At 56.4% G+C, this 19,296-nt stretch carries 19 protein-coding genes; 7 read left to right on the top strand and 12 right to left on the bottom strand.

Annotation, left to right across the window (positions count from 1 at the left end; translation table 11 throughout):
* Positions 1–669: 669 nt before the first annotated feature.
* Positions 670–825, top strand: a complete 156-nt coding sequence (locus FOY56_RS23615; protein WP_186766342.1) for a DUF5993 family protein — start codon at positions 670–672, stop codon at positions 823–825.
* A 10-nt stretch (positions 826–835) separates the two neighbouring features.
* Positions 836–1,417, top strand: a complete 582-nt coding sequence (locus tag FOY56_RS15200) for a disulfide bond formation protein B (protein WP_146346706.1) — start codon at positions 836–838, stop codon at positions 1,415–1,417.
* Between the two features lie 53 nt (positions 1,418–1,470).
* Here FOY56_RS15200 and cyoD read toward each other — a convergent pair whose 3' ends face one another.
* The 7 genes from cyoD to mprF all read right to left on the bottom strand — a co-directional run bounded on the left by cyoD (position 1,471) and on the right by mprF (position 8,717).
* Positions 1,471–1,761 carry a cytochrome o ubiquinol oxidase subunit IV gene (gene cyoD / locus FOY56_RS15195; RefSeq protein WP_146346705.1) on the bottom strand — a complete coding sequence of 97 codons (291 nt, stop codon included), beginning with the start codon at positions 1,759–1,761 and terminating at the stop codon, positions 1,471–1,473.
* Positions 1,761–2,348, bottom strand: coding sequence for a cytochrome c oxidase subunit 3 (locus FOY56_RS15190; RefSeq protein WP_146346704.1), 588 nt, complete (start codon positions 2,346–2,348; stop codon positions 1,761–1,763). Before FOY56_RS15190 ends, cyoD begins: the two co-directional genes overlap by 1 nt.
* Positions 2,345–4,306: a cbb3-type cytochrome c oxidase subunit I gene (locus FOY56_RS15185; RefSeq protein WP_186766341.1), complete on the bottom strand. Its 1,962-nt coding sequence runs from the start codon at positions 4,304–4,306 to the stop codon at positions 2,345–2,347. The genes FOY56_RS15190 and FOY56_RS15185 overlap by 4 nt, the downstream gene beginning before the upstream one ends.
* Positions 4,303–5,094, bottom strand: a complete 792-nt coding sequence (gene cyoA / locus FOY56_RS15180) for a ubiquinol oxidase subunit II (protein ID WP_146346703.1) — start codon at positions 5,092–5,094, stop codon at positions 4,303–4,305. Before cyoA ends, FOY56_RS15185 begins: the two co-directional genes overlap by 4 nt.
* 89 nt (positions 5,095–5,183) lie before the next feature.
* Complete coding sequence (locus tag FOY56_RS15175; RefSeq protein WP_146346702.1) at positions 5,184–5,786, bottom strand: hypothetical protein; 603 nt, start codon at positions 5,784–5,786, stop codon at positions 5,184–5,186.
* Positions 5,787–5,797: 11 nt separating this feature from the next.
* Positions 5,798–6,118, bottom strand: a complete 321-nt coding sequence (locus tag FOY56_RS15170; RefSeq protein ID WP_146346701.1) for a YidH family protein — start codon at positions 6,116–6,118, stop codon at positions 5,798–5,800.
* 10 nt (positions 6,119–6,128) lie between these two features.
* On the bottom strand, positions 6,129–8,717 hold the full coding sequence (gene mprF, locus FOY56_RS15165; protein WP_146346700.1) for a bifunctional lysylphosphatidylglycerol flippase/synthetase MprF: 2,589 nt from the start codon (positions 8,715–8,717) through the stop codon (positions 6,129–6,131).
* Positions 8,718–9,118: 401 nt separating this feature from the next.
* On the opposite strand from mprF, the gene FOY56_RS15160 reads away from it, so the two are divergent.
* From FOY56_RS15160 to FOY56_RS15145, 4 genes are all read left to right on the top strand, one after another.
* Positions 9,119–9,349, top strand: coding sequence for a hypothetical protein (locus tag FOY56_RS15160; RefSeq protein WP_146346699.1), 231 nt, complete (start codon positions 9,119–9,121; stop codon positions 9,347–9,349).
* Between the two features lie 3 nt (positions 9,350–9,352).
* Positions 9,353–9,892 (top strand): HlyD family secretion protein, encoded by a 540-nt coding sequence (locus tag FOY56_RS15155; RefSeq protein ID WP_146346698.1) that lies wholly within the window; start codon positions 9,353–9,355, stop codon positions 9,890–9,892.
* Positions 9,893–9,988: 96 nt separating this feature from the next.
* The gene (locus FOY56_RS15150) at positions 9,989–10,498 is read left to right on the top strand and encodes an HlyD family secretion protein (protein WP_146346697.1); all 510 of its coding nucleotides are present in this window, start codon (positions 9,989–9,991) and stop codon (positions 10,496–10,498) included.
* A gap of 19 nt (positions 10,499–10,517) precedes the next feature.
* Positions 10,518–11,816: a TolC family protein gene (locus FOY56_RS15145; RefSeq protein ID WP_146346696.1), complete on the top strand. Its 1,299-nt coding sequence runs from the start codon at positions 10,518–10,520 to the stop codon at positions 11,814–11,816.
* A gap of 126 nt (positions 11,817–11,942) precedes the next feature.
* Here the strand turns inward: FOY56_RS15145 and FOY56_RS15140 are convergent, their stop codons facing one another.
* Positions 11,943–14,558 (bottom strand): AsmA family protein, encoded by a 2,616-nt coding sequence (locus FOY56_RS15140; protein ID WP_186766340.1) that lies wholly within the window; start codon positions 14,556–14,558, stop codon positions 11,943–11,945.
* A 240-nt stretch (positions 14,559–14,798) separates the two neighbouring features.
* On the opposite strand from FOY56_RS15140, the gene FOY56_RS15135 reads away from it, so the two are divergent.
* Positions 14,799–15,230, top strand: a complete 432-nt coding sequence (locus tag FOY56_RS15135; protein ID WP_146346694.1) for a hypothetical protein — start codon at positions 14,799–14,801, stop codon at positions 15,228–15,230.
* A 611-nt stretch (positions 15,231–15,841) separates the two neighbouring features.
* Here the strand turns inward: FOY56_RS15135 and FOY56_RS15130 are convergent.
* The 4 genes from FOY56_RS15130 to FOY56_RS15115 all read right to left on the bottom strand — a co-directional run bounded on the left by FOY56_RS15130 (position 15,842) and on the right by FOY56_RS15115 (position 19,295).
* Entirely contained in the window at positions 15,842–16,249 is a 408-nt protein-coding gene (locus tag FOY56_RS15130) for a helix-turn-helix domain-containing protein (RefSeq protein ID WP_146346693.1), read from the bottom strand.
* A 723-nt stretch (positions 16,250–16,972) separates the two neighbouring features.
* Positions 16,973–17,572 (bottom strand): ABC transporter ATP-binding protein, encoded by a 600-nt coding sequence (locus FOY56_RS15125; protein ID WP_146346692.1) that lies wholly within the window; start codon positions 17,570–17,572, stop codon positions 16,973–16,975.
* Entirely contained in the window at positions 17,569–18,324 is a 756-nt protein-coding gene (locus tag FOY56_RS15120; RefSeq protein ID WP_146346691.1) for an ABC transporter permease, read from the bottom strand. Before FOY56_RS15120 ends, FOY56_RS15125 begins: the two co-directional genes overlap by 4 nt.
* Before the next feature lie 5 nt (positions 18,325–18,329).
* Positions 18,330–19,295 carry an ABC transporter substrate-binding protein gene (locus FOY56_RS15115; RefSeq protein WP_146346690.1) on the bottom strand — a complete coding sequence of 322 codons (966 nt, stop codon included), beginning with the start codon at positions 19,293–19,295 and terminating at the stop codon, positions 18,330–18,332.
* Position 19,296 lies beyond the last annotated feature (1 nt).

Raw genomic sequence — 19,296 nt, 5'->3', positions numbered from 1 at the left:
GGGAAGTGTGTTCACATGGGTCAATTCTCAGTGACAATTCAGGGCGATACCGGGTCAGTTCTCAGTGACATTCAACAGCCTAACCCTCTGACTTTGAACAAAGTGGGACTCAAAACTCCGAACACTCTACGAGGTCGCGGTTCCGGCTGGTGTTTACCCGTCGCATGAACGTTGTAGAAACGTATATGCAACACAGACTCGTGACCTCCCATGGTATAACCATAATCCGCGTGTCGGGGGTTCAAGTCCCTCCTCCGCTACCATTTGATAAAAACGTATCGCAGCCTGAATTGGGTGCAGTGGTATTCCCGGAGCGTACATCGTTTTCGGTGAGACTAACCGCGACGCCTGCTGCCAAGCCGACGTATGGCACCCAATCGACGACCTCGCTGCCCTCCAACGTATTGCCAGTCGTTCCACCGCGCAGGATGGCGTTGCCAAACCTGCCATCTGTCTGATGTTTTGACGGCCGAGGCCAACCAACCCTGATTGAGCTGGATTAGACACAGAAGGGCAAAGAAACCAAGGCGCTTGCGGCATACCAAATCCGCTGTTTAACTGAAAACAGACGCGCAATGGCTCATCGAAGTCAAAACGCCTGCTGTCTCAAATCATCCGACTAGGGGCACAGCACGACAAAAGTCTGACACCTTTCTGTAGGGGAAAGAAATGATTGCATTGCTCTTCGCACTACTGTCGCTGACGATGGTGCTTGCCTATTTCGACATGCGCAAAGTCGCGTATGCCGTGTTCGCCGTGACAATCGCGATCAGTGCGTACTGGCTTGATTTTCATGCGTCAACGCAACTGACCATTCAGCTTTGAGAGGGACACGATGACACTGTCGATGGAAACCTCAAGAACACTGAACGCGCTGGGGATGCTGGCCGTGTGTGTCGTTCTGATCGCGGCATATTTCTATCAGTTTCTCTTGTATGAGTTGCCTTGCCCGCTATGCCTTTTGCAACGAGTCGGATTTGTTGCTGTGGGGTTTGGCCTGGGTCTCAACCTGCTGTATGGCCCAAAGCCGCGGCACTATGGCCTGATGCTGATCGCCGCGATTTTTGGCGTCAGCGTTTCGATCCGCCAGATCCTGCTTCATATCGTTCCGGGGACCGGGCATTATGGCTCACCAGTTCTTGGCATGCATTACTACACATGGGCTGGGATCTGCTTTTTCCTGATCATCGTCGGCACGGCGGTCATGCTGTTGTCCGAAAGTCAGTATGCACCCAACGACGCTCAGGACCAAACGGCACGCTTTGGTGGCAGTGGGTTGGCCAAAGGCGCTTTCTTTCTGATGCTGTTCCTTGGTGTCGCCAATGCCGGCACCACTTTGCTGGAATGTGGCCCGGGCATCTGTGATGACCCCCCGCTGGACTACAAGTTTCTGGATAAGCTCGAGGGCAGTGATTAGGGTCGGCACCGCTTCAAGCATTGAAACGCCAGGTCTTTGTCATCAGCGCGTGATCACATCATGCGCTGATAGAGGTTACCCATGACCCACAGCGTTCCGCCGATCATGATAAAGATCAGCACGCAGGCGAAGATCAAAGAGCTTAGCCTTTCGCGGTGCGGGCCAGTAAACCCGATGCCAAGAAAGAAATGCAGGTGAACCAGGATCTGCACAACGGCTGCTATGGCGATCAACCACAGCGTAGCGTCTCTTGGCACCCAATGGCCGACCACAGCAGCAAAAGGCAGGGCCGTCAAAAGAACGGCCAGGCCAAAGCCGATCAGAATTTTGCGCATCTCTTGCATCACAAGAACTCCGGCAAATAGACCAGCGAAAACACCCCGATCCACACGATATCAAGAAAATGCCAAAACAGCGTTAGGCGCGACAAACGCGACAGCAGTCGCGGCCCGGGCTGTGTTAATGTCGTCTGTACGATCAGCGTCAGGGCCCAGATCAGACCGGCGGTAACGTGCAACCCATGCGTGCCAACCAGTGTGAAAAAGGCCGACAAATACCCGCTGCGGTCCGGTCCTGCCCCTTTTACAACGAATTCCGTTAGCTCGCGCACCTCAAGCACAAGGAAACCCGCCCCCAGAATGCAAGTCACCACCAACCAAACCGCAGCACGCGCCACGTGTCCGCCAACCGCCGCGTGATGCGCCAGTGCAATGGTCAGGCTGCTGATCAGAAGCAACCCGGTTTGCACCGCAAGGTTCTTTATGTCGAACAGGTCTGCCCCACCGGGCCCTCCGGCCAGATTTGTCGACATGACTGCGAAGGTGGCAAAGATCAGGCTGAACAGAACGGCATCGCTCATCAGGTAAAGCCAGAAGCCGAATTCGGTTTCGCTGTCGATCTGTTCTTCAACGGCGTCAGATGCTGCGATCATGTCGTCTTTGCTCCGAGGTCGGGGGCAACTTCACGTTCCGTGTTTTGAACAAAGGCCCGTCCGATCAGTGCGCCTACGGCAACCGCCAAGCCTGCCAGCGCCAGCCACCAGATGAACCAGACGGCCCCGAACCCGACGCAGAATCCGCCAAATCCCATGCAGGGTCCCACAACCGAATTGCGGGGCACGTGCAACGTTCCGGGCTGCGGGACGGATTTCATGGGAGTACCGGAGTACTTTGCCTCGTGAAAGGCATCCCGTGTGGTGACCACCGGCACGGCGTCAAAGTTCCACTCTGGCGGCGGGGAGGGCATCGACCATTCCAGAGTTCGCCCATCCCAGGGATCGCCGGTCGTGTCCCGCAACGCTCTGCGATACTTGATGCTGACCCACAACTGTATGACCAGACACACGATGCCCATCAGGATCAGGCAAGCGCCGATGAAGGCGACGATCAGCAGCGGCTGCCATTCGGCATTGCCATAGGTCTCCATCCGTCGCGGCATCCCCATCAGGCCCAGCAGATACAGCGGCATGAAGGCCAGCAGGAACCCGATCAGCCAGAACCAGAACGACCGTGCTCCCCATGTCGGGTCAAGGTGAAATCCAAAGGCCTTGGGAAACCAGTACATATAGCCCGCAAGATAGCCAAACAGCACGCCGGGGATGACCATGTTGTGGAAATGGGCCACCAAAAAGGTTGTGTTATGGGTCGAATAGTTGATCGGCGGAATTGCCAGCAGCACGCCGCTCATGCCTCCGATGACGAACAGGCACATGAAACCGATGGTGTACAGCATCGGGGGTTCGAACCGGATGCGCCCCCGAAACATGGTGAACAGCCAGTCAAACACTTTCACGCCGGTTGGAACCGCGATCACCATGGTCGCAATCCCGAAAACCGCGTTCACATTGGCACTTGCGCCCATAGTGAAGAAATGATGCAGCCACACGGTGAAAGATAAGATCGCGATCACGGCCGTGGCATAAACCAGCGACGGATACCCAAACAAACGCTTGGAAGAGAACGTGGCAACCACCTCTGAAAAGATACCAAAGGCAGGCAGAATCAGGATGTAGACCTCTGGATGTCCCCAGATCCAGAACAGGTTCATGTAATTCATCATGTTTCCGCCGGCGTCATTGGTGAAGAAATGCATCCCCAGCGTTCGGTCCAACGCCAGCATTCCGGTCGCAACGGTCAGGGCCGGAAAGGCAAAAATGATCAGGATGCTGGAACACAGCCCGGTCCAGGTGAACATCGGCATGCGCATAAGCAGCATGCCCGGTGCCCGCTTGCGCAAGATCGTGACGACAAAGTTGATCCCGGTCATCGTGGTGCCGACCCCGCTGACCATAATCGACCAGATCCAGTAGTCGACTCCGACACCGGGTGTGAATTCGACGCCAGAGTAAGGCGGATATCCTGTCCAGCCCGCCGTCGAAAACCGCCCGATCACAAGTGAGATCAGCATCAGCCCGGCACCGGCCGCCGTTAGCCAGAAGCTGATCGCGTTCAGGACGGGAAAAGCCACATCCCGTGCGCCGATCTGTAGCGGGATGATGTAGTTCAACAACCCGGTCATGAACGGCATGGCCATGAAAAAGATCATGATGGTGCCGTGACTGCTGAAAATCTGTTCAAAATGCTCGGGGGGCAAATAGCCGTCACTGTTGTAAGACAATGCCTGTTGCAGGCGCATCATGATCGCATCGACAAAGCCGCGCACCAGCATGACCAGCGCCAGAACGATGTACATGATCCCGATGCGTTTGTGATCGACCGAAGTCAGCCATCCTGTCCAAAGTGCGCGCCACTGACCCAACCATGTCACGACCGCCAGAAAACCGACGCCACCGGCCAGAGTTACCAGCGCCCCGCTGAACGCCACCCAGCTATAAAACGGCAACGCATCCGGCCCCAGACGACCCAGCAGGAGTGAGACATGTTCCGTCATTCGTTTGCCGCCTTTGTACCGTGCATCATTTCATGCTCCATACCCATGAAGTGCGCGACACGTTTCGAAAAGAAATCCGGTGGCACGGTCGAGAAATACCTGACAGGTGCATCGACACTGGGCTTGCGGACCTCAGCGAAGGTCGCGTGGTCAAGCGGCGTATCGCTGTCTTGAACCTTGCTAACCCAAGCCTCGAAATCGTCTTGGGACATGGACAGCGCTTCAAACGTCTGTCCGGCAAAACCATCGCCGGAAAACTGCATGTTGCGTCCCTGCATGGTTCCGGTCTCGTTGGCCTGAAGGTTAAGCTTTGTCTCCATCCCCGCCATTGCATAGATCTGCCCACCCAGCGCGGGGATCATGAATGAATTCATCGCAACCTCGGACGTGATCCGGAACGTAACCGGCTGCCCAACCGGAAATGCCAGTTCGTTCACCGTGCCGATGTTTAGTTCAGGATAGATAAACAACCATTTCCAATCCAGCGCGATGGCCTCGATCTGCAAGGGTTTTGCCCCCGGCAGCACCTTGTAAGGGTCCAGCGCGTGGGTCTTTTCCCAGACCCATGTGGCCAGGATCGCGATCATTAAAACAGGTATCCCCCAAACGGTGATCTCGACAGCGCGCGAATGGTCCCAGTCAGGTTGATGAGTTCCGGAGCCGCCCGATGCGCGGTACCGCCACGCTATGAACAGGGTCAAAGCGATCACGGGCACAACAATCACCAGCATCAGACCAAACGCCTGCCACATCAAAGCGTCTACTGCGTCAGCGATTGGTCCCGTCACAACATGCCTCTTCAATCCCTGCAAACCCGCTGCGAACTATCAGGTTTGGGGCAAGATTACGGCCTGATTTTCAATTGTCTACGAAAGTTTCAAAGTTGCGCAGCGTCCCGTTTGTCGGAGAACGCGCTTAACGCTATCTGAGCCGCAAACCCCAGGAAAAGACACAAAAAGTGGGCGGAATCCGCAATCGGGTCAAAAGAGATCCAGACCTTGACGAAAATCGCAGCACAGACGGCCAGCAAAATTGGCCAGCGGTGCTTTTGCAACGCAACCAGCGCCCCGATCAAACCGAACCCACCTGCGGACATGCCGACGTCAAACACCGCAAGAGCCTGCGTATCGATTGCAGGGTGAAGCAAAACCAGCCCCGGCAGGATCGCAAAAAGAACCAGCAAAGTGCCGACGATATCGATGGAAAGATACATGGCCAGCGCGCGCCACGTGCCTTGGGTCCACTCGTACACGCCGATCACAACAGCTGCAAAGGCCACCTGACGTATGAACATGCTGAAATGATGCGACAGGAACGTGCCGCTCACCAGACGAAACAGGTCGCCCTGTCGGACACTCAGGTGGCTGATCCCCCAATCGGACACGCTGCTTTCCGGCCCTACCTCGCTCAACGTGCCTGCCAACAGGTTTGCCAAGATCATGACGCACAGAAAGAACAGCGTGAAAGGCACCCGGGACATCATCGGTACCCCTACGCCACGTGCACGGCAAACGTGCCCAAAAGCACAACCAGCGACGCGATCAGGACCAGTAGTAGCGTGTCGGCCGGCATTTCTTCTTGTCCGAGTTCGCCTGACTTTGAGATATACCTTCGCATGTGGCGCATCCTGACAAAGGCGCAGACGATCACAAGTCCGCCGGCTGCCAACATCAACCTTTCGGTCGTCACATCGACGTGCTGACTGCCAAGCCGCGCGGCAGCCAAGCCGAACCCCATGATAGCAATAGCCGTGCGAACCCATGCCAGAAAGGTCCGCTCGTTCGCCGCATGGTCGCTGAAACGTCCAGTCATGCAGAGCCCCTCACTTTACCAATCCGCGAATGCCACCAGATACCAAAACGTTCACTTCATAAAGAATGCGCGGCACCGCCAACCCGCCGGGGCTGGCCAGATAGTTCGGCTCCCAGACCGGGTCGAACTTCTCTTTGAACGACCGCAACCCTTCGAAATGATAGAAATGCTCGCCATGCTCATAGACAAACCCGCCGACCCGGTTCCAGAACGACGCAAGCTGTCGATTGTCGATGCCCGAAAATGGGGACGATCCCAGCGAGAACCAGCGAAATCCCTGCGCCGCGCCCCACAACATCATCTCGGCAAACAGCGCATCCATCGCAAATCCGGGGCCATCGGGAACATAGCGCATCAGATCAAGCGACAATTCGTGCTTATTTCCGCCCTGAAACAAGTTCGCAAAGGCGACGATTTTTCCGTCCGGATCGCGCAGCACCGCGTGATCGAAATTCGACACATAGCTTTCTTCGAACCCGCCAAGTGAAAAGCTTTTCTCTTCACCTTGCTTCGAGGCCAGCCAGCTGTCCGAAATCGCCTTAAGCTCGGGCAGAACCCGGCTCAGATCTTCTTTTGGAATGACCTCAAAACTATACCCTTCCCGCTCGGCCCGGTTGCGGGATTGGCGAAAGCCTTTCTTGGAGGATCCATTCAATGTGAAACCCTTAAGGTCGGCCCGCGCCACTTCGCCAATCTTCATGATCGACAGCCCAAGATCCAGATAGGTTGGCAGGTAGCGGGGCGAAACCGCGTAAAAGGCACAGCGTTTGCCTTCGCGGTCGGCGCGTTCGCGCAGCTCCCAGATCAGGTCCCGGCCCTGCTCTTCCGCGCCCACCGGCTCACCCTTGGTGATCAGTGACGTGCCGGTGTCCGCATAGGCAATGAAGGCCTTTCCATCGCCTGAGATAAGAAATGACTTGTCCCCGATCAGAGCCATATTGGCCTCGGTGTCTTCGCTTTCAGCAACCAGTTGGCGGACCACATCCGGGATCGGTTCACCGCGTTTTGGCGTGCGCCGGTTGGACAGAACGGAATCCAGCGAAATGGCCGCCAACAGAAACGCCACGACCAGACTTGCCCGCAAGTACCGCGACGCATCGCTGTGCCACGCAAAATCCCACCAAAGCGCGTCGCGATACTCTACGTTGCTGTAAGACAACGCCCCGATCCAGGTGATCGCGACCACCAGCGTAACAAGGCTCACAATCCAGGTGCCGTTCAGGCGAAACACCGATGCGCTTTCAACCCGATAAAAGGCCGAGCGAAACAAGCCAAGCAGCCCGATGGTCACCAACAATCCAAGCGCTTCTTCCCAATCCAGCCCTTTCACCAACGAAACCACAAACCCCACCACCATCAGGATCATTGCGATGACCCAGGCCCGGTAAAGCTTGCGGAACAGCCCGCGCGAAATCACGATCAGAAGCAAGCCGACAATGCTGCCCACAAGGTGCGAGGCTTCGATAAATGACAACGGGACCACGTCACGCAGCACCCCCAGTCGGGTCGTATCCGCCGGTAAGTTGCCCGAGATCAGCAGGATCGTTCCGGCCAGCAACGCAATGCCCGCAGTCGCGAAGGGAACAAAAGGGCGGGTCAGGTCATAAACCAGCGTCGCTGTCTTGGTGACCGTTCCCCGTTCGGTGGCCACCCACGCAATGCCAAGCCCGGTGACCGCCACGAGAAACGGCAAAATCGTATAGATTGCCCGATAAAGCAGTAGCGCCGCCAGAACGTCGGAGCGTCCCGCTGCCCCCATTCCGGCGATGATTGCTGCTTCGAAGACGCCCAAGCCCCCTGGTGCGTGGCTCAGCATGGCAAGCGCAACGGCCCCGACGAACACCACAAAGAAATAAGGAAAGCTCTGGACAAGGTCGGGCGGCATCAGAACATACAATGTCAGGGCAGCGCCCCCAAGATCGACAACGCCGGCGATGGTCAGCCCCCCCGCCAACCGCCCATTGGGCAGGTCAAATTCGATGCCGGCAAAAGAAAACCGTCGTCCGCCCCGTGCCAGCCACAACAGTAACGCTGCCAAACCGATCAAAAGCACGGTGCCCAGTATGACTTCGGTGGTCGAGTCCAGCGGCAATACCGTGGAGAGGTTTGCCGGGTGCAGGGTCAGGAAGACACCTAGCAGCAAAATCAAACCCATCCAAAGGCCGACCCATGACGTGGCAATGACCCCTGCAACCCGGCCCAGATCCAACCCAAGCGACGCATACGCCCTGTACCGCACGGCCGTTCCGGTCAGGTATGAGAACCCAAGCAGGTTGGACACGGCCGAACCGCTGCTGCCTGCCAACCCGGCGACCCAGCTGGGAATACGCTCTTTGGCCACGCTGCGAACCGCCAGAATGTCGTAGAATGACAACCCCAGAAAGCTCACCGCTGTCCACATCACGGCAGCTGCTATCGTTGTCCACGTGCTGGCATCGATTTCCGCTTTGACGTCGCTCCAGTGTACCTCTGACGCCAGTTTGTGGAGAACAAAGACTGAAATCGCGACAATCAACAGGGGAACAACAATCCGGAAAACAGGGCTTTCGATGACCCGCACAAGGCGGCTTGCCGGTGTGCTTTTTTCGTCGTTGGCCATCTAGCTGCTCCTCAAACTGGTCTGCTATTGGTCGCCGTGTTCGATGCGATCATCCCCAAAATAGAAAGATGCCCCTAACCGTTATCAATTACTGGACGAATCGTCATCTAGTCCAGAGAGTGATGAACGCAACACGAGTACCGGAAGCGTTGTGTACCCGAAGATTAGTCGCGCTGTGGCCCTTCGCAATCCATCCGGTAGTAACTGTCGGGAGTGGGTATGGATAACGCTGAAAGCGGTTGGGCCGCGATCCAAAACTCGTACTACTTCTGAGATATCATCACTTTACTTTGCGGGATGACCTGCGTGTTTGGCGGGCTTGCCGCCTTTGCATGGTTGCTGGGTCTTCCGGGCCGCATCGCGGTCGCGCGCAACCATCCCGAGGCTGAGCGGTCTATGCGATGGGATGGGCGGGGTTTCTGGCCGTTATCCCTTGGATCAATGCCTTCATCTGGACGTTCAAACCCATCGACGTGGTTGATATCCGCCGCTTCCCCGATGAAGAGGCCGAGGCCTTCAAGCGCGACATTGCCCATCTGAAAAAAGTGGCATACGGGAAAGTGGACGCACCGGAACCGGATGAGACGCCCCCGACAGACGCCCCCGCGCCACGCGATAATCCCGAGATCTGAGCCATGATGGGTGTCGTCGCCATAACGCTGGTCTATGTTTCGCTTGTCTGGCTAATTTTTTTCAAGTTCAAATGGATGCGCTTCACCCCAGCCTGGGGTCTCGTATCGGCCTTCTTCGTCTTGCACTTGCTGATTGTGCCTTTGGTCGGCACCCGGATGCAGTCACCATTCACCAGCGATGCGCGGGTTGTGCGCCACACGATCCAGTTGGTTCCCCGACTTCCCGAACCGACAATGGTCACCGAAGTGCATGTGCAGGACAACATGCCGGTCAAGAAAGGCGATCTGCTGTTCGTGTTCGACCAGACCATCTACAAGGCTCAGGTTGATGCCGCCCAAGCAGGCCTTGTTGCCGCCAAGCAAGACGTCAAAGTCCTGCAAGCTGACATCGCAATTTCCAAGGACAGCGTCATACGCGCCCAGTCCGAGCTTGATTTTGCGCAGATTCAACAAAAGCGCTTTGATACGCTGGCGTCCCAGCGGGCCGGTTCTCAGGAATCCGCTGACGAGTGGACGGCCCGTGTTGAGTCCGCTCAGGCTTAGCTGGCGGAAGCTCAGGAATCGCAAAAACGCGCCGAACTGACCTATGACTCTCAGTTCGACGGGGTGAACACCACGGTCATTCAGGCAGAGGCCCAGTTGAAACAGGCACAGTATTACCTAAAACAAACTGAAATGCGCGCGCCCAATTACGGCACGATCATCAACCTTCAGGTTCAGGAAGGAATGGTTTCAGGTGTTCTGCGCGTCGGGGCCATTGCGTCGCTGATCCTTAATCAGGACCCCTATCTGATCGCGGCGTACAGGCAGGAAAACCTGATGAACGTGCGGGTCGGCCAGCCGGTTGTTGTCGCGATCAACACCTATCCAGGCAAGCACTTCACCGGCAAGGTTGAGGAAATCTGGGAGGCCAGCAAACGCGGGCAATATACGCCCCCCGGCAACTTGCCCCTGTTTCCCGACATTCCGCTTCATACCGAGGCGCGTCTGCCGATCAAAATCACGCTGGATGACCCAACTGTTCGCCTTGGCATCGGCGTCGGCGGGGCCACCCTTATCCTGACCAGCGACAGCCCTTTCACCTGGATCGGTCAGATATCGCTGCGAACCTATACCTGGGCCCGCCGGGTCTATCCTTTACCGCTTTAAGCTCAGTTTGGGAGACACCATGGAACGAGGCTCAACTGGCAGGCTGATCGGCGTCGGCTTGGCGATGATGACAGTTTTGGGCTGTGAACTTACCACGCCGCAGACCGACGCTGAATTGCTGCAAGAGGCCTTGCCGGTCAACACCACAATCCCGTCCAAATGGGCGACATCTGGCGTGCCTACGTCTGCCGTCAAAGGCAATTGGGTCGGGTCGTTCCGGGACTCAAACATGGCCGCGCTGGTGCAGGAGAGTCTGCAAAACAATCGCGATATGGTTGCCGCTGCCGCCCGGGTCGAAGCGGCCTTACAAACCGCCGTGATTGCCGGTGCACCGCTGTTACCGCAGGTGGGGCTGGACGCTGGCAGCCAAAGCTCGGAACTTACCAATCGCGACATTTCCAGAAGTAAATCAGGGGCCGTTGTCGCCGCCTCTTGGGAAGTGGATATCTGGGGCAAACTTCGCTCCAGTCAGGCCTCTTCAGCCGCATTGGCCCGGGCCGTTGCCGACGATGCGCGGTATTTGCAGCAGTCGATCGCCGCGACCATCTCGCGAAGCTGGATCGCCAATGTCGAATTGGTGCGCCTGATCGCGGTCAGCCGGAAAGCGGCGAAAAACTATGACGACCTGCTGGTTCTGACGAACGAAAAAGAAGCTGCCGTGCAGGTTTCGGATTTTGATGTGCTTCAGGCACGATCACGTTTGGCCGCGGCCAAGGCAGCGACAAGCGGTATACAAACCACGCAGAACGAAGCGATTGGCAGCCTTGAGGTCCTGTTGGGGCGCTACCCCAGCCTGACGTTAAAACCGTCCTCAAGCTTTCCCAGTATGTCCTCTGCGATACCCGCCTCGGGCCTGCCGCTGTCTTTGCTGGATCGCCGCCCTGACATATCAGCGGCGCGCAACAAGGTGATTTCAGCCTTCTTCAAATCCGAAGAGGCGAGTCTGACCCGTCTGCCGAGCATCACATTGAACACCGCTGGCGGTACCTTGTTTGAACCAAATCTGGCCCTGTTGGGCGCGAACCCGGAATTTCTCAGGATTGGCGTTGGTTTGTTACAGCCGATCTTTGCAGGCGGTGCGATTGAAGCAAACATCGCCCGCATGTCGGCCAAACAACGTGCGGCGGTTGCCGAATATGGCCAATCCGTCCTCGAAGCTTTTAACGAGGTCGAAACCGCACTGGCCAACGAAAAAGTGCTGCGTCAGGAGCTTGCGCACTGGCGCAACGCGTTCAAGGATTCGACCGAGGCACTGGAATTGGTAAATGACCGATATTATCAAGGTACCATCGATATGACCGGGCTTTTGTTTCTTTAGCAACTTCAGATCGATCGTGAAGTCGACGTGATCCAGACCCAGGCCGCCCTGCTCAACAACCGCGTATTGCTTTACATGGCGCTGGGTGAAAGCTTCTGAGCCCATCTGATATGACAAGCAATTCGTCTAGCGAAGCTGCAGTATGTCAGCAATACAGGGTTTGCGATGCGTCGGCATTGTGGACTTGCCGTCAGCCCGGTGTTGCCGGTGTGGACCTTTCTTCAAACCCAGTTTCGGATGTTTGAGCGGACCAGACACGACAAATGGCCAAGGGCTGCGCGACAGGGGTTTGCCGATCGGCCGGGGTTCGCCGGTTACATCAATCGTTTCGTTGTCCAGATCGATGTCACCCGTCACCACGACCTGCACCTTATCAGTTTCCAGCGCCGCCTCCTTGACGGCGATATGCCCGTGATCAAACCGCAATGGCCCGCGCAGACAGGCGATCGGCGCGACCTTGCCGTGCGCATCCGAGAACAGCCACGGGAAAAAGCCCAGACCCGCCAGATCCAACAGGCGCGTATGGATTCTGCCGTCTCGCATCGAAATCAGGATATCCCCAGTCGCCGACGTCACAAACCCCATGACCGATTTATGGGCCCCCGCAAGGTCAAAGTTGGCGTTCAGAACGCCGCTGCCGCGCTGCTTGACGTTCAGTTCTTGCAGAATGGTGCCAAAGTTCCAGCCGTCGGCACTTCCCTTGATCGCGACGATGTCGGGATTCTTCACTAGGTCGACAGATCCGGTGACGTCAAAATGCCCGCCGTCATATTCAAACTTCACCGGCCCAAGCTGCGCTTTTTCACGCCTCAGGGTGAAGTCGGTTTTGACAGACGACGTCCCCACCACGCCTTCCAATTTTTTCAGATCGATCTTCACATCCATATCAAGACCAGATTGAAGAACCTGGGTGGTCACGGGCTCCAGAGTCACATCGCTGAAAATCCCGCCCGACTTGCTTTTGGCGCGACGGGGAAACACTTCGCGCGCCATCGTAAAGACATGTTTAGCGTCTTTCAGTCGGATCAGGTCGCTGACAATCTGACCGTCCACATGTGGATTGGGTTTGCCGGTTTCCGCAGCCAACGACACATCAAGGTTCGACTGCGCGACCGAGAATTGAGTCTGCGACTGCCATTTCTGTTCGTCACCGGAAAACTTTGTATCGAACTTTATGTCGCCGGTCGGCACCGACGCCAGCTTCAGCGCGGACAGCAGCTTTGCGCCTGAAGGCACTTCGGCACTCAGATCCAAAGATATACCTGAAAGTGACAGCACATTGCCGGACGCCGCCGTGACATCCAGTTTCACGTCGTCCGTGCCTTGGGTCTTTGCGCTCAACTTCGACAGCGCCAGTGTTTTGCCCGTCCCACTCAGGTGAAAACCGCCGACGATTTTGCCCAGTTCACCGGCGTTTTTGAACTGCTCAGCGTTCAAAAGAACGCTCATTGGCAGATCAAGCGTCGCGTCAAATGCGATACCCTCCAAACGCAGCGCGTCGCTGATCGATCCGTCGAACACGAGGTAATAGTCACCCGGCGGCCCGATCCGCAGCCCGACTTTACCAAAATCCAGCAACCCGTCGGGTGTGATCATGATATCCGAGACTGTGATCGGCGGCGGGCCTTTGCCATGAGTGTTAAGGACAAAACCATTGGTTTGCACTTTCATCGTGCGCAGGGGGACGCCGCCGGGCTGGGCCGTCAGATCCATCTCGAAACCGGTCAGTTTCAAATCACGGCGCAGCTTTGCAGGCGCGGGCAGAGCGTCGGGCGGATAGAGGCTGATGTCGACCTTAAGGGTCGCATTGTTCAGATCGCCAAGCTCGCCCAGATCACCTGACAAGTCCAAACTCTGTCCGCCATCCAGCGCCAGTTGAACCTTCACGTCATCCAGACTGTGCTTGCCGCCGGACGACTTATATGCGGCATGAACGGTCCCCTTGCCCGAGATTGATTTCTTAAGCTTCAGAATGTCCAGAAGATGGGCAAGTTTGGCGATCTCAACCGAAAGTTTCGCCGTGACCCCCGAGGCATACCCATCAGGGTCCGGGGAGCCGTCGATCTTCAAGTTTATCTGATCGAACACCGCCGTCACTGTGAAAGGCTGAACGATCGGGAACGATCCATCGACCGTCAGCGCCTGCCCATTCAGCTTGCCCTTGCCCTGCAGTGTCCAAGGCGCCTGTTCCTTGCCTTGGGCCACGACCATCGACGACATCTGCAGGTTCAGATCGACGCCGTTTTTGGCATTCTTATAGAGAAGCCCGACATCAGAGAATGCGATTTGATGATCTGTGACAATATCCTGCAAGCTGTTGCTCTGGCGCGAAGAACCAATTCCCAACACGCCCCAATCCGCAGGGCCGTCAGAGTCGGCCAACACCTCGACCCGCACCCCGACGATGTGAATTTCACTCAGCCGTGGATTTCCGCGCAGCAAGTTTCGCCAGTCAAGCGCAAAGCTAATCTGGGCAACTTTTGCCAGTTCTGCGCCGGACGTCGCATCGCCGGATATGGTCAGATCGCGAACGACAATATGCAACCCCGGATCGAAAGACACATTGACACCACCGTCGATAGACACTTTTTGAGCCAGACGTTCCGACAGAACCTGCGCGGCAAGAAACCCCCGTGGTTCAGCAAACAGCCGCGAAAACGCCAGCAGCCAGATCAACACCAGAACAACACCGGCGAATATCGCAGTGGTGATCACCACTTCCCGAACTCGAATCAAGGTCAAAAGTATCCACCTCCTGAACCCGTTTGACGCTAGCCGACTTTCCATATCCGTACTACTCGTCACAGCTAGCTTGGCGAGCAGTGCGGAAAGATCAGAAGCCAGTGAACCACAGCCAAGATGCCACTCTGCGCTTGATCGGGCGAAGGCGAATAGTACATATTTGAGAGACCCGACATCAGCCGCAGCGCTCAGTGCTTCAGAACGATGTCCCTCAGAACCGCACAATTTCAGGATCTTGCCATGTTCAATCCGAAGCGCGTCAGTCTCATCCTTGCTGCTGCAACTCTGCTTCCGACCGCTGCTTTGGCCGACACTAATGAGTGTCCGTCGATGCAAGGTGTGCTGGACGTGATCCAACCCCAGGGCACAGGCGAGACCATAAATCAGGCCAGATTGATTGATGAAGTCGGCAACGCTGCAACCAGCACGCCCGCAACCCGGGGGTTGGGAAACGATCTGAGAAGCAGCCTGCCCGGCAACCCAGAAACCATAATTGGCGACCTGATGATAGCGGCTTATTGCGAATACCTTGTGACTTCGCAAAGTGACGTCGAACTGGACACCTCATTGCATAACTATCAGGAGGTGATTTTCAATGACGTTCTGGCCAATCCCAATGGAACCGTTTCTGATGCGGACAGCCGTCCGGATGGCTGGCTGATGTCGGACTGAGCAGACCTGCCTGGATCGAAATTTATAGGACAATCGGTCGTCCGCTTTTGTTCCAAAGCTTGTCTACCTTGTCGTGGTAAACACGCAATCAAATGGGCCATTTCAAATCTTGTCGCGTTCTGACGCCGTTCCAGACGTACTGAAGTGTTCTACGGTCTACCCGATAAGGTGGCTGGGCCGCACGCCCATTTGTTGCTCGGTTGCCGCCGCGAGCAAGTCGAGTTCACAACGGCGCCACTTTCGATTGTAAGTGCCTGGCAGAAGATTGGGCCTGGGACTTTCGCCCGGGCGTACAGCAGCCATCCAGTTCGCCACCCTCACAAGCGGGCTGAGCATCGATCAGGACAGCTTTCTGGTGATCTGATAGAGGCTGGGCTCAAGTAAGTTGAGACCGATAGAGATGGCGACAGGGGTGCGGATATGAAGGTGCTGCTGATTGGGGCTTTAGGCGCAACGGCGGGGGATTGCATCTAGTAGCGGGGCAAAGGGAGTGATCCGTCGGCCATTTGCGTCATACGCGCATCCATGAAGCACCACCTGGGCGGGACCCAGGGTGACAGCCTCTGTTCGGGCAAAAGGCGTCTCTTAGAACACCGCCACCCTGTCACATGTCACCGGATCATCGACCCGGTGTTCGCCATCGCGGCCAGATCCAGCAAGCCTTCAGGCGCCGCCCTGAACGGGCCCTCGATTTCAATCTCGCCCCGCATGCTGGCCATTCGGAACATCGCGACAATCCCAAGCTCTGTGTCAGACAGAGACAGGCCCAGGACCTCGACCAGAACTTCATGAACGCCCGGGTGATATTCCTGAATGGCGAGGATCAGGAAGTCTCGCTCATCCATACCCAGGGTTTGTGCTAGGGCTGGTGTCCGGTTGAGAGGCACGCGGGTTTCTCCCGACTTCTGCATGGACATGATTTTGGCATGCTTGAAGCCGACCCGGTCCGCGATCTCGCGCTGGGTCAGGTCTGAGGCGTCTATGGCTGCGGCCAACATTTGAGCTGTCGAGCCGAACAAATGATTGATTTCTCCTCGTGTGATTGCTTGTCATGCGTCGTGATAGCAATCGACACTGCGTCCGTGATTGGCGCCGACAGTCCAGAACTTCATCGCCCGGCAATAGTCTGCAAAGCAAACTAAAAGAGGGACATCATTGGACCCTCAAAAGCCTGCGTTCAAACAGACGCTCGGTCGGGTAATGCTGAAGTCAATATCTTTTGTGGTTTGAGTTCCCAAGTCGGACCTACTCGCAATGAAGTTCGGAGTTTTGTCTCTCGTAAGACGTGGCAAACACGCGTCGGATGTCCACCCTCCCCCCAATTTGCCACACGAAATAGACCGAGGCCTGATCTCCAAACACCCGGTAGAGCACTTCCTCTTTCAAGAACTCTGCCTCATGGGATTTTCGCCCATTGCTCCAGACAAGACGTTCAGGCGAAATATGAACCGTGATTGTCCCGCGGTCTGAAAGACCGCTGACCGACCATTCTCCACATGAGTAGTTTTGCGCCGACGCACTTGCCGCAAAATCAACGAGTGCCATCGAAAGAGTGACGTATCTGATCACTGGTGTTTACTCTCCCGGTTGGGTTGATCACCGGATAAAGGCGGAACGGCCTTGTAGGGTCAATAGGCGTTCTTCCGGGGTCAGGCATGTTAGGTCTTTGCCACGCTGAAAGGAGCAAATTCGACATCAGAACGAGGGACGTTTCGGGCGGCAGATCACATCTTGTGTGATTGTTATGTTCGCAGAGTGGCCCCACCTGGTCCAGATTCAAGTCTGAGAACACGGTCAGCCAGACGGTCTGCTTCTATCGTTTCATGGGTCACAAAAAGCGTTGCGGGGCGGGTTTCGGTGATCAGTTTTCTAGTCATCGCCAGCATGGATTTCGCGGTCTCCGGATCCAGTGAGACAAAGGGTTCATCCATGATCAGCAGTTCGGGCGCACCGGCAAAGGCGCGGGCCAATGACAAACGGCGCTGCTGACCCAGTGACAGCTGGCCGGGGAACAGCGTTTCTTTGCCAGAAAGACCCACACGATCAAGCATCTCCAATGCGTGATCGCTGGTAAGCTTTGGGTGCACAATACGCAGATTATCAAGCGTCGAGCGCCAAGGTAACAACGTCGGTTCCTGAAAGACAAAGGCCTGATTATCCGGTCGGGAAATGGTTCCTTCAAACTCCATGTCGAGACCTGCCAGAATGCGCAGCAACGTTGATTTTCCGATACCTGAAGGCCCGACCAACGCAACTGTTTCACCTTTGGCGATTTCGAAACTGACCCTGCTTAACACCGGCACAGAGGCGAAGGATTTCGAGGTAATGTTGACCTTGATCATGCGCGGCGCCATTTGCTGACGTGTCGTTCGACCGGTTGCAGGATCACCCATTCAACCAGCAGCATGACGCAGATGAATGAGAGCGCATAGACCAGGACCATCGCCACGTCGAAAAGTTGGAAATACAGGTGGATCTGAAAGCCGACACCAGACGAGCGGCCCAGAAATTCGACGACCAGCACGATTTTCCAGATCACCGCGACGCCAGACCGTGCGGCGGCCGCGATGTATGGTGCGAGTTGCGGGAACAGGACATGGCGCATTCGGGTCCGCCACGGCATGCGATAGACTTGAGACAGCGCATCTAACGCCGGATCGCATGCACGCGCCCCTTCTCGCACCACAACGGCCACGTTGGGTATTTTGTTCAGCGTGACGGCGATGATTGCGGCCGCTTCGGTCAGGCCGATCCACAGGTAACACAGCACGATCAGCACCAATGCCGGCAAGTTCAGAAATATCACCAGCCAAGGGTCCAGCCACGCGTTCAAGCGCTCTGACCGGCCCATCGCAAGCCCCAGAGTGACGCCAATGCCCATCGCAAGAGCAAACGCCCAGATCACGCGCAGCAATGTCGCCCCAAGGTGTCTGAACAGCTCCCCCGAGGCGACTTCCTGCTGCAACGGCGCAAACAGGCCCCAAGGCTGCGGCAGAACCTGCGCATCATCGGTAAGAAACGCTGCCACAACCCAAAGAGTCAGCAATCCAAGGATCGAGAATACGGGCGTCAGGCGCGTGTCTTGAATTCGCATCTGCGTTATTTTACGTCGGCAAAAAGGCCGTCCGGCAGGCTGGTTGCCTTGCCCACCAATTCTGGCCCACCAAGATCACTCATCAGGGCCAGCATCTTGTCGACCGCCACCCGATCTACGGGTGCACGGTCGGGAATACCGGCAATCCAATCGGTCTTGAGTTGAATGAATTGGGCGTCGGTCTTGGCGTTCATGCGCGGGCGGATGGCCTCCCATGCGGCATCAGAACTTGCAAGCATTTCCTTGGCTTCGCGGCTGGCTGCGAAAAGTGATTGCGCCAGCCCGGGATGCTCGGCAAGAAAGCTATCCTTCACATAATAGCCAAGCAGCGGGGTATTGGCGTCCAGACCAAGCGCTGCGCCAGCGTCTTGAACGGAAACAAGTTCTCGCATCCCCGAGGCTTTGCTTTTGGCAAGGAAATGCCAGAAATTGATCGCCCCTGCATAATCGGCATTGATCGCAGATTTGAAAATCAATGGCGGCGCGCCGAATACCTGTTCCGTTTCCGCCTTGAGATTGATGCCATAAGCCTGTTGGGCATATGCACGCAAGATCAGCCATGATTTGTCCAGCGGGCCGCCCGCGATGCCGATTTTGCCGCCAACAAGATCCTTTAACGAGGTCGCAGTGCTGTTTTCCGGCACAACAATCCCGCCAACCGCTTTTGAATAGGGAATGAAGACATAATCCTTGCCCGCAGCGCGTTGTCGGGCCACCCAGATCCAATCGGCAACAGCCATGTCCGCTTCACCGCCTTCAACTGCGATGCGTGTGGCGCCATTGTCGGCAAAGGGTTGTATCTCAAGCTTGAAGCCATGCTTTTTGTCCAAACCGTTGGCAGTGATTGTCGCCAGCTCCCAATTCACCGTCCCGATTTTGAGCACTGCAGCGCGGATGGTCGGCAGATCCTGTGCGCTGGCTGGCGCCGACAAGACGAACGCGAGGACGGTCAGAATTTGGATCAGTCGCATG

The sequence above is a fragment of the Falsiphaeobacter marinintestinus genome (genome assembly GCF_007923355.1).
In the GTDB taxonomy this organism is placed as follows: Bacteria; Pseudomonadota; Alphaproteobacteria; order Rhodobacterales; family Rhodobacteraceae; genus Phaeobacter_A; species Phaeobacter_A marinintestinus.
Note: the sequence above shows the minus strand (reverse complement) of the source record. Positions and strands in the feature narration are given on the sequence as shown.

Bases quoted from the DNA above. Each gene is read 5' to 3' on its own strand.
- FOY56_RS15115 (WP_146346690.1), bottom strand. From the start codon at position 19,295: ATGCGACTGATCCAAATTCTGACCGTCCTCGCGTTCGTCTTGTCGGCG.
- FOY56_RS15125 (WP_146346692.1), bottom strand. From the start codon at position 17,572: ATGATCAAGGTCAACATTACCTCGAAATCCTTCGCCTCTGTGCCGGTG.
- cyoD (WP_146346705.1), bottom strand. From the start codon at position 1,761: ATGCAAGAGATGCGCAAAATTCTGATCGGCTTTGGCCTGGCCGTTCTT.
- FOY56_RS15145 (WP_146346696.1), top strand. From the start codon at position 10,518: ATGGAACGAGGCTCAACTGGCAGGCTGATCGGCGTCGGCTTGGCGATG.
- mprF (WP_146346700.1), bottom strand. From the start codon at position 8,717: ATGGCCAACGACGAAAAAAGCACACCGGCAAGCCGCCTTGTGCGGGTC.
- FOY56_RS15155 (WP_146346698.1), top strand. From the start codon at position 9,353: ATGATGGGTGTCGTCGCCATAACGCTGGTCTATGTTTCGCTTGTCTGG.
- FOY56_RS15170 (WP_146346701.1), bottom strand. From the start codon at position 6,118: ATGACTGGACGTTTCAGCGACCATGCGGCGAACGAGCGGACCTTTCTG.
- FOY56_RS15120 (WP_146346691.1), bottom strand. From the start codon at position 18,324: ATGCGAATTCAAGACACGCGCCTGACGCCCGTATTCTCGATCCTTGGA.
- FOY56_RS23615 (WP_186766342.1), top strand. From the start codon at position 670: ATGATTGCATTGCTCTTCGCACTACTGTCGCTGACGATGGTGCTTGCC.
- FOY56_RS15175 (WP_146346702.1), bottom strand. From the start codon at position 5,786: ATGTCCCGGGTGCCTTTCACGCTGTTCTTTCTGTGCGTCATGATCTTG.
- FOY56_RS15135 (WP_146346694.1), top strand. From the start codon at position 14,799: ATGTTCAATCCGAAGCGCGTCAGTCTCATCCTTGCTGCTGCAACTCTG.
- FOY56_RS15185 (WP_186766341.1), bottom strand. From the start codon at position 4,306: ATGACGGAACATGTCTCACTCCTGCTGGGTCGTCTGGGGCCGGATGCG.
- FOY56_RS15200 (WP_146346706.1), top strand. From the start codon at position 836: ATGACACTGTCGATGGAAACCTCAAGAACACTGAACGCGCTGGGGATG.
- FOY56_RS15190 (WP_146346704.1), bottom strand. From the start codon at position 2,348: ATGATCGCAGCATCTGACGCCGTTGAAGAACAGATCGACAGCGAAACC.
- FOY56_RS15160 (WP_146346699.1), top strand. From the start codon at position 9,119: ATGGGATGGGCGGGGTTTCTGGCCGTTATCCCTTGGATCAATGCCTTC.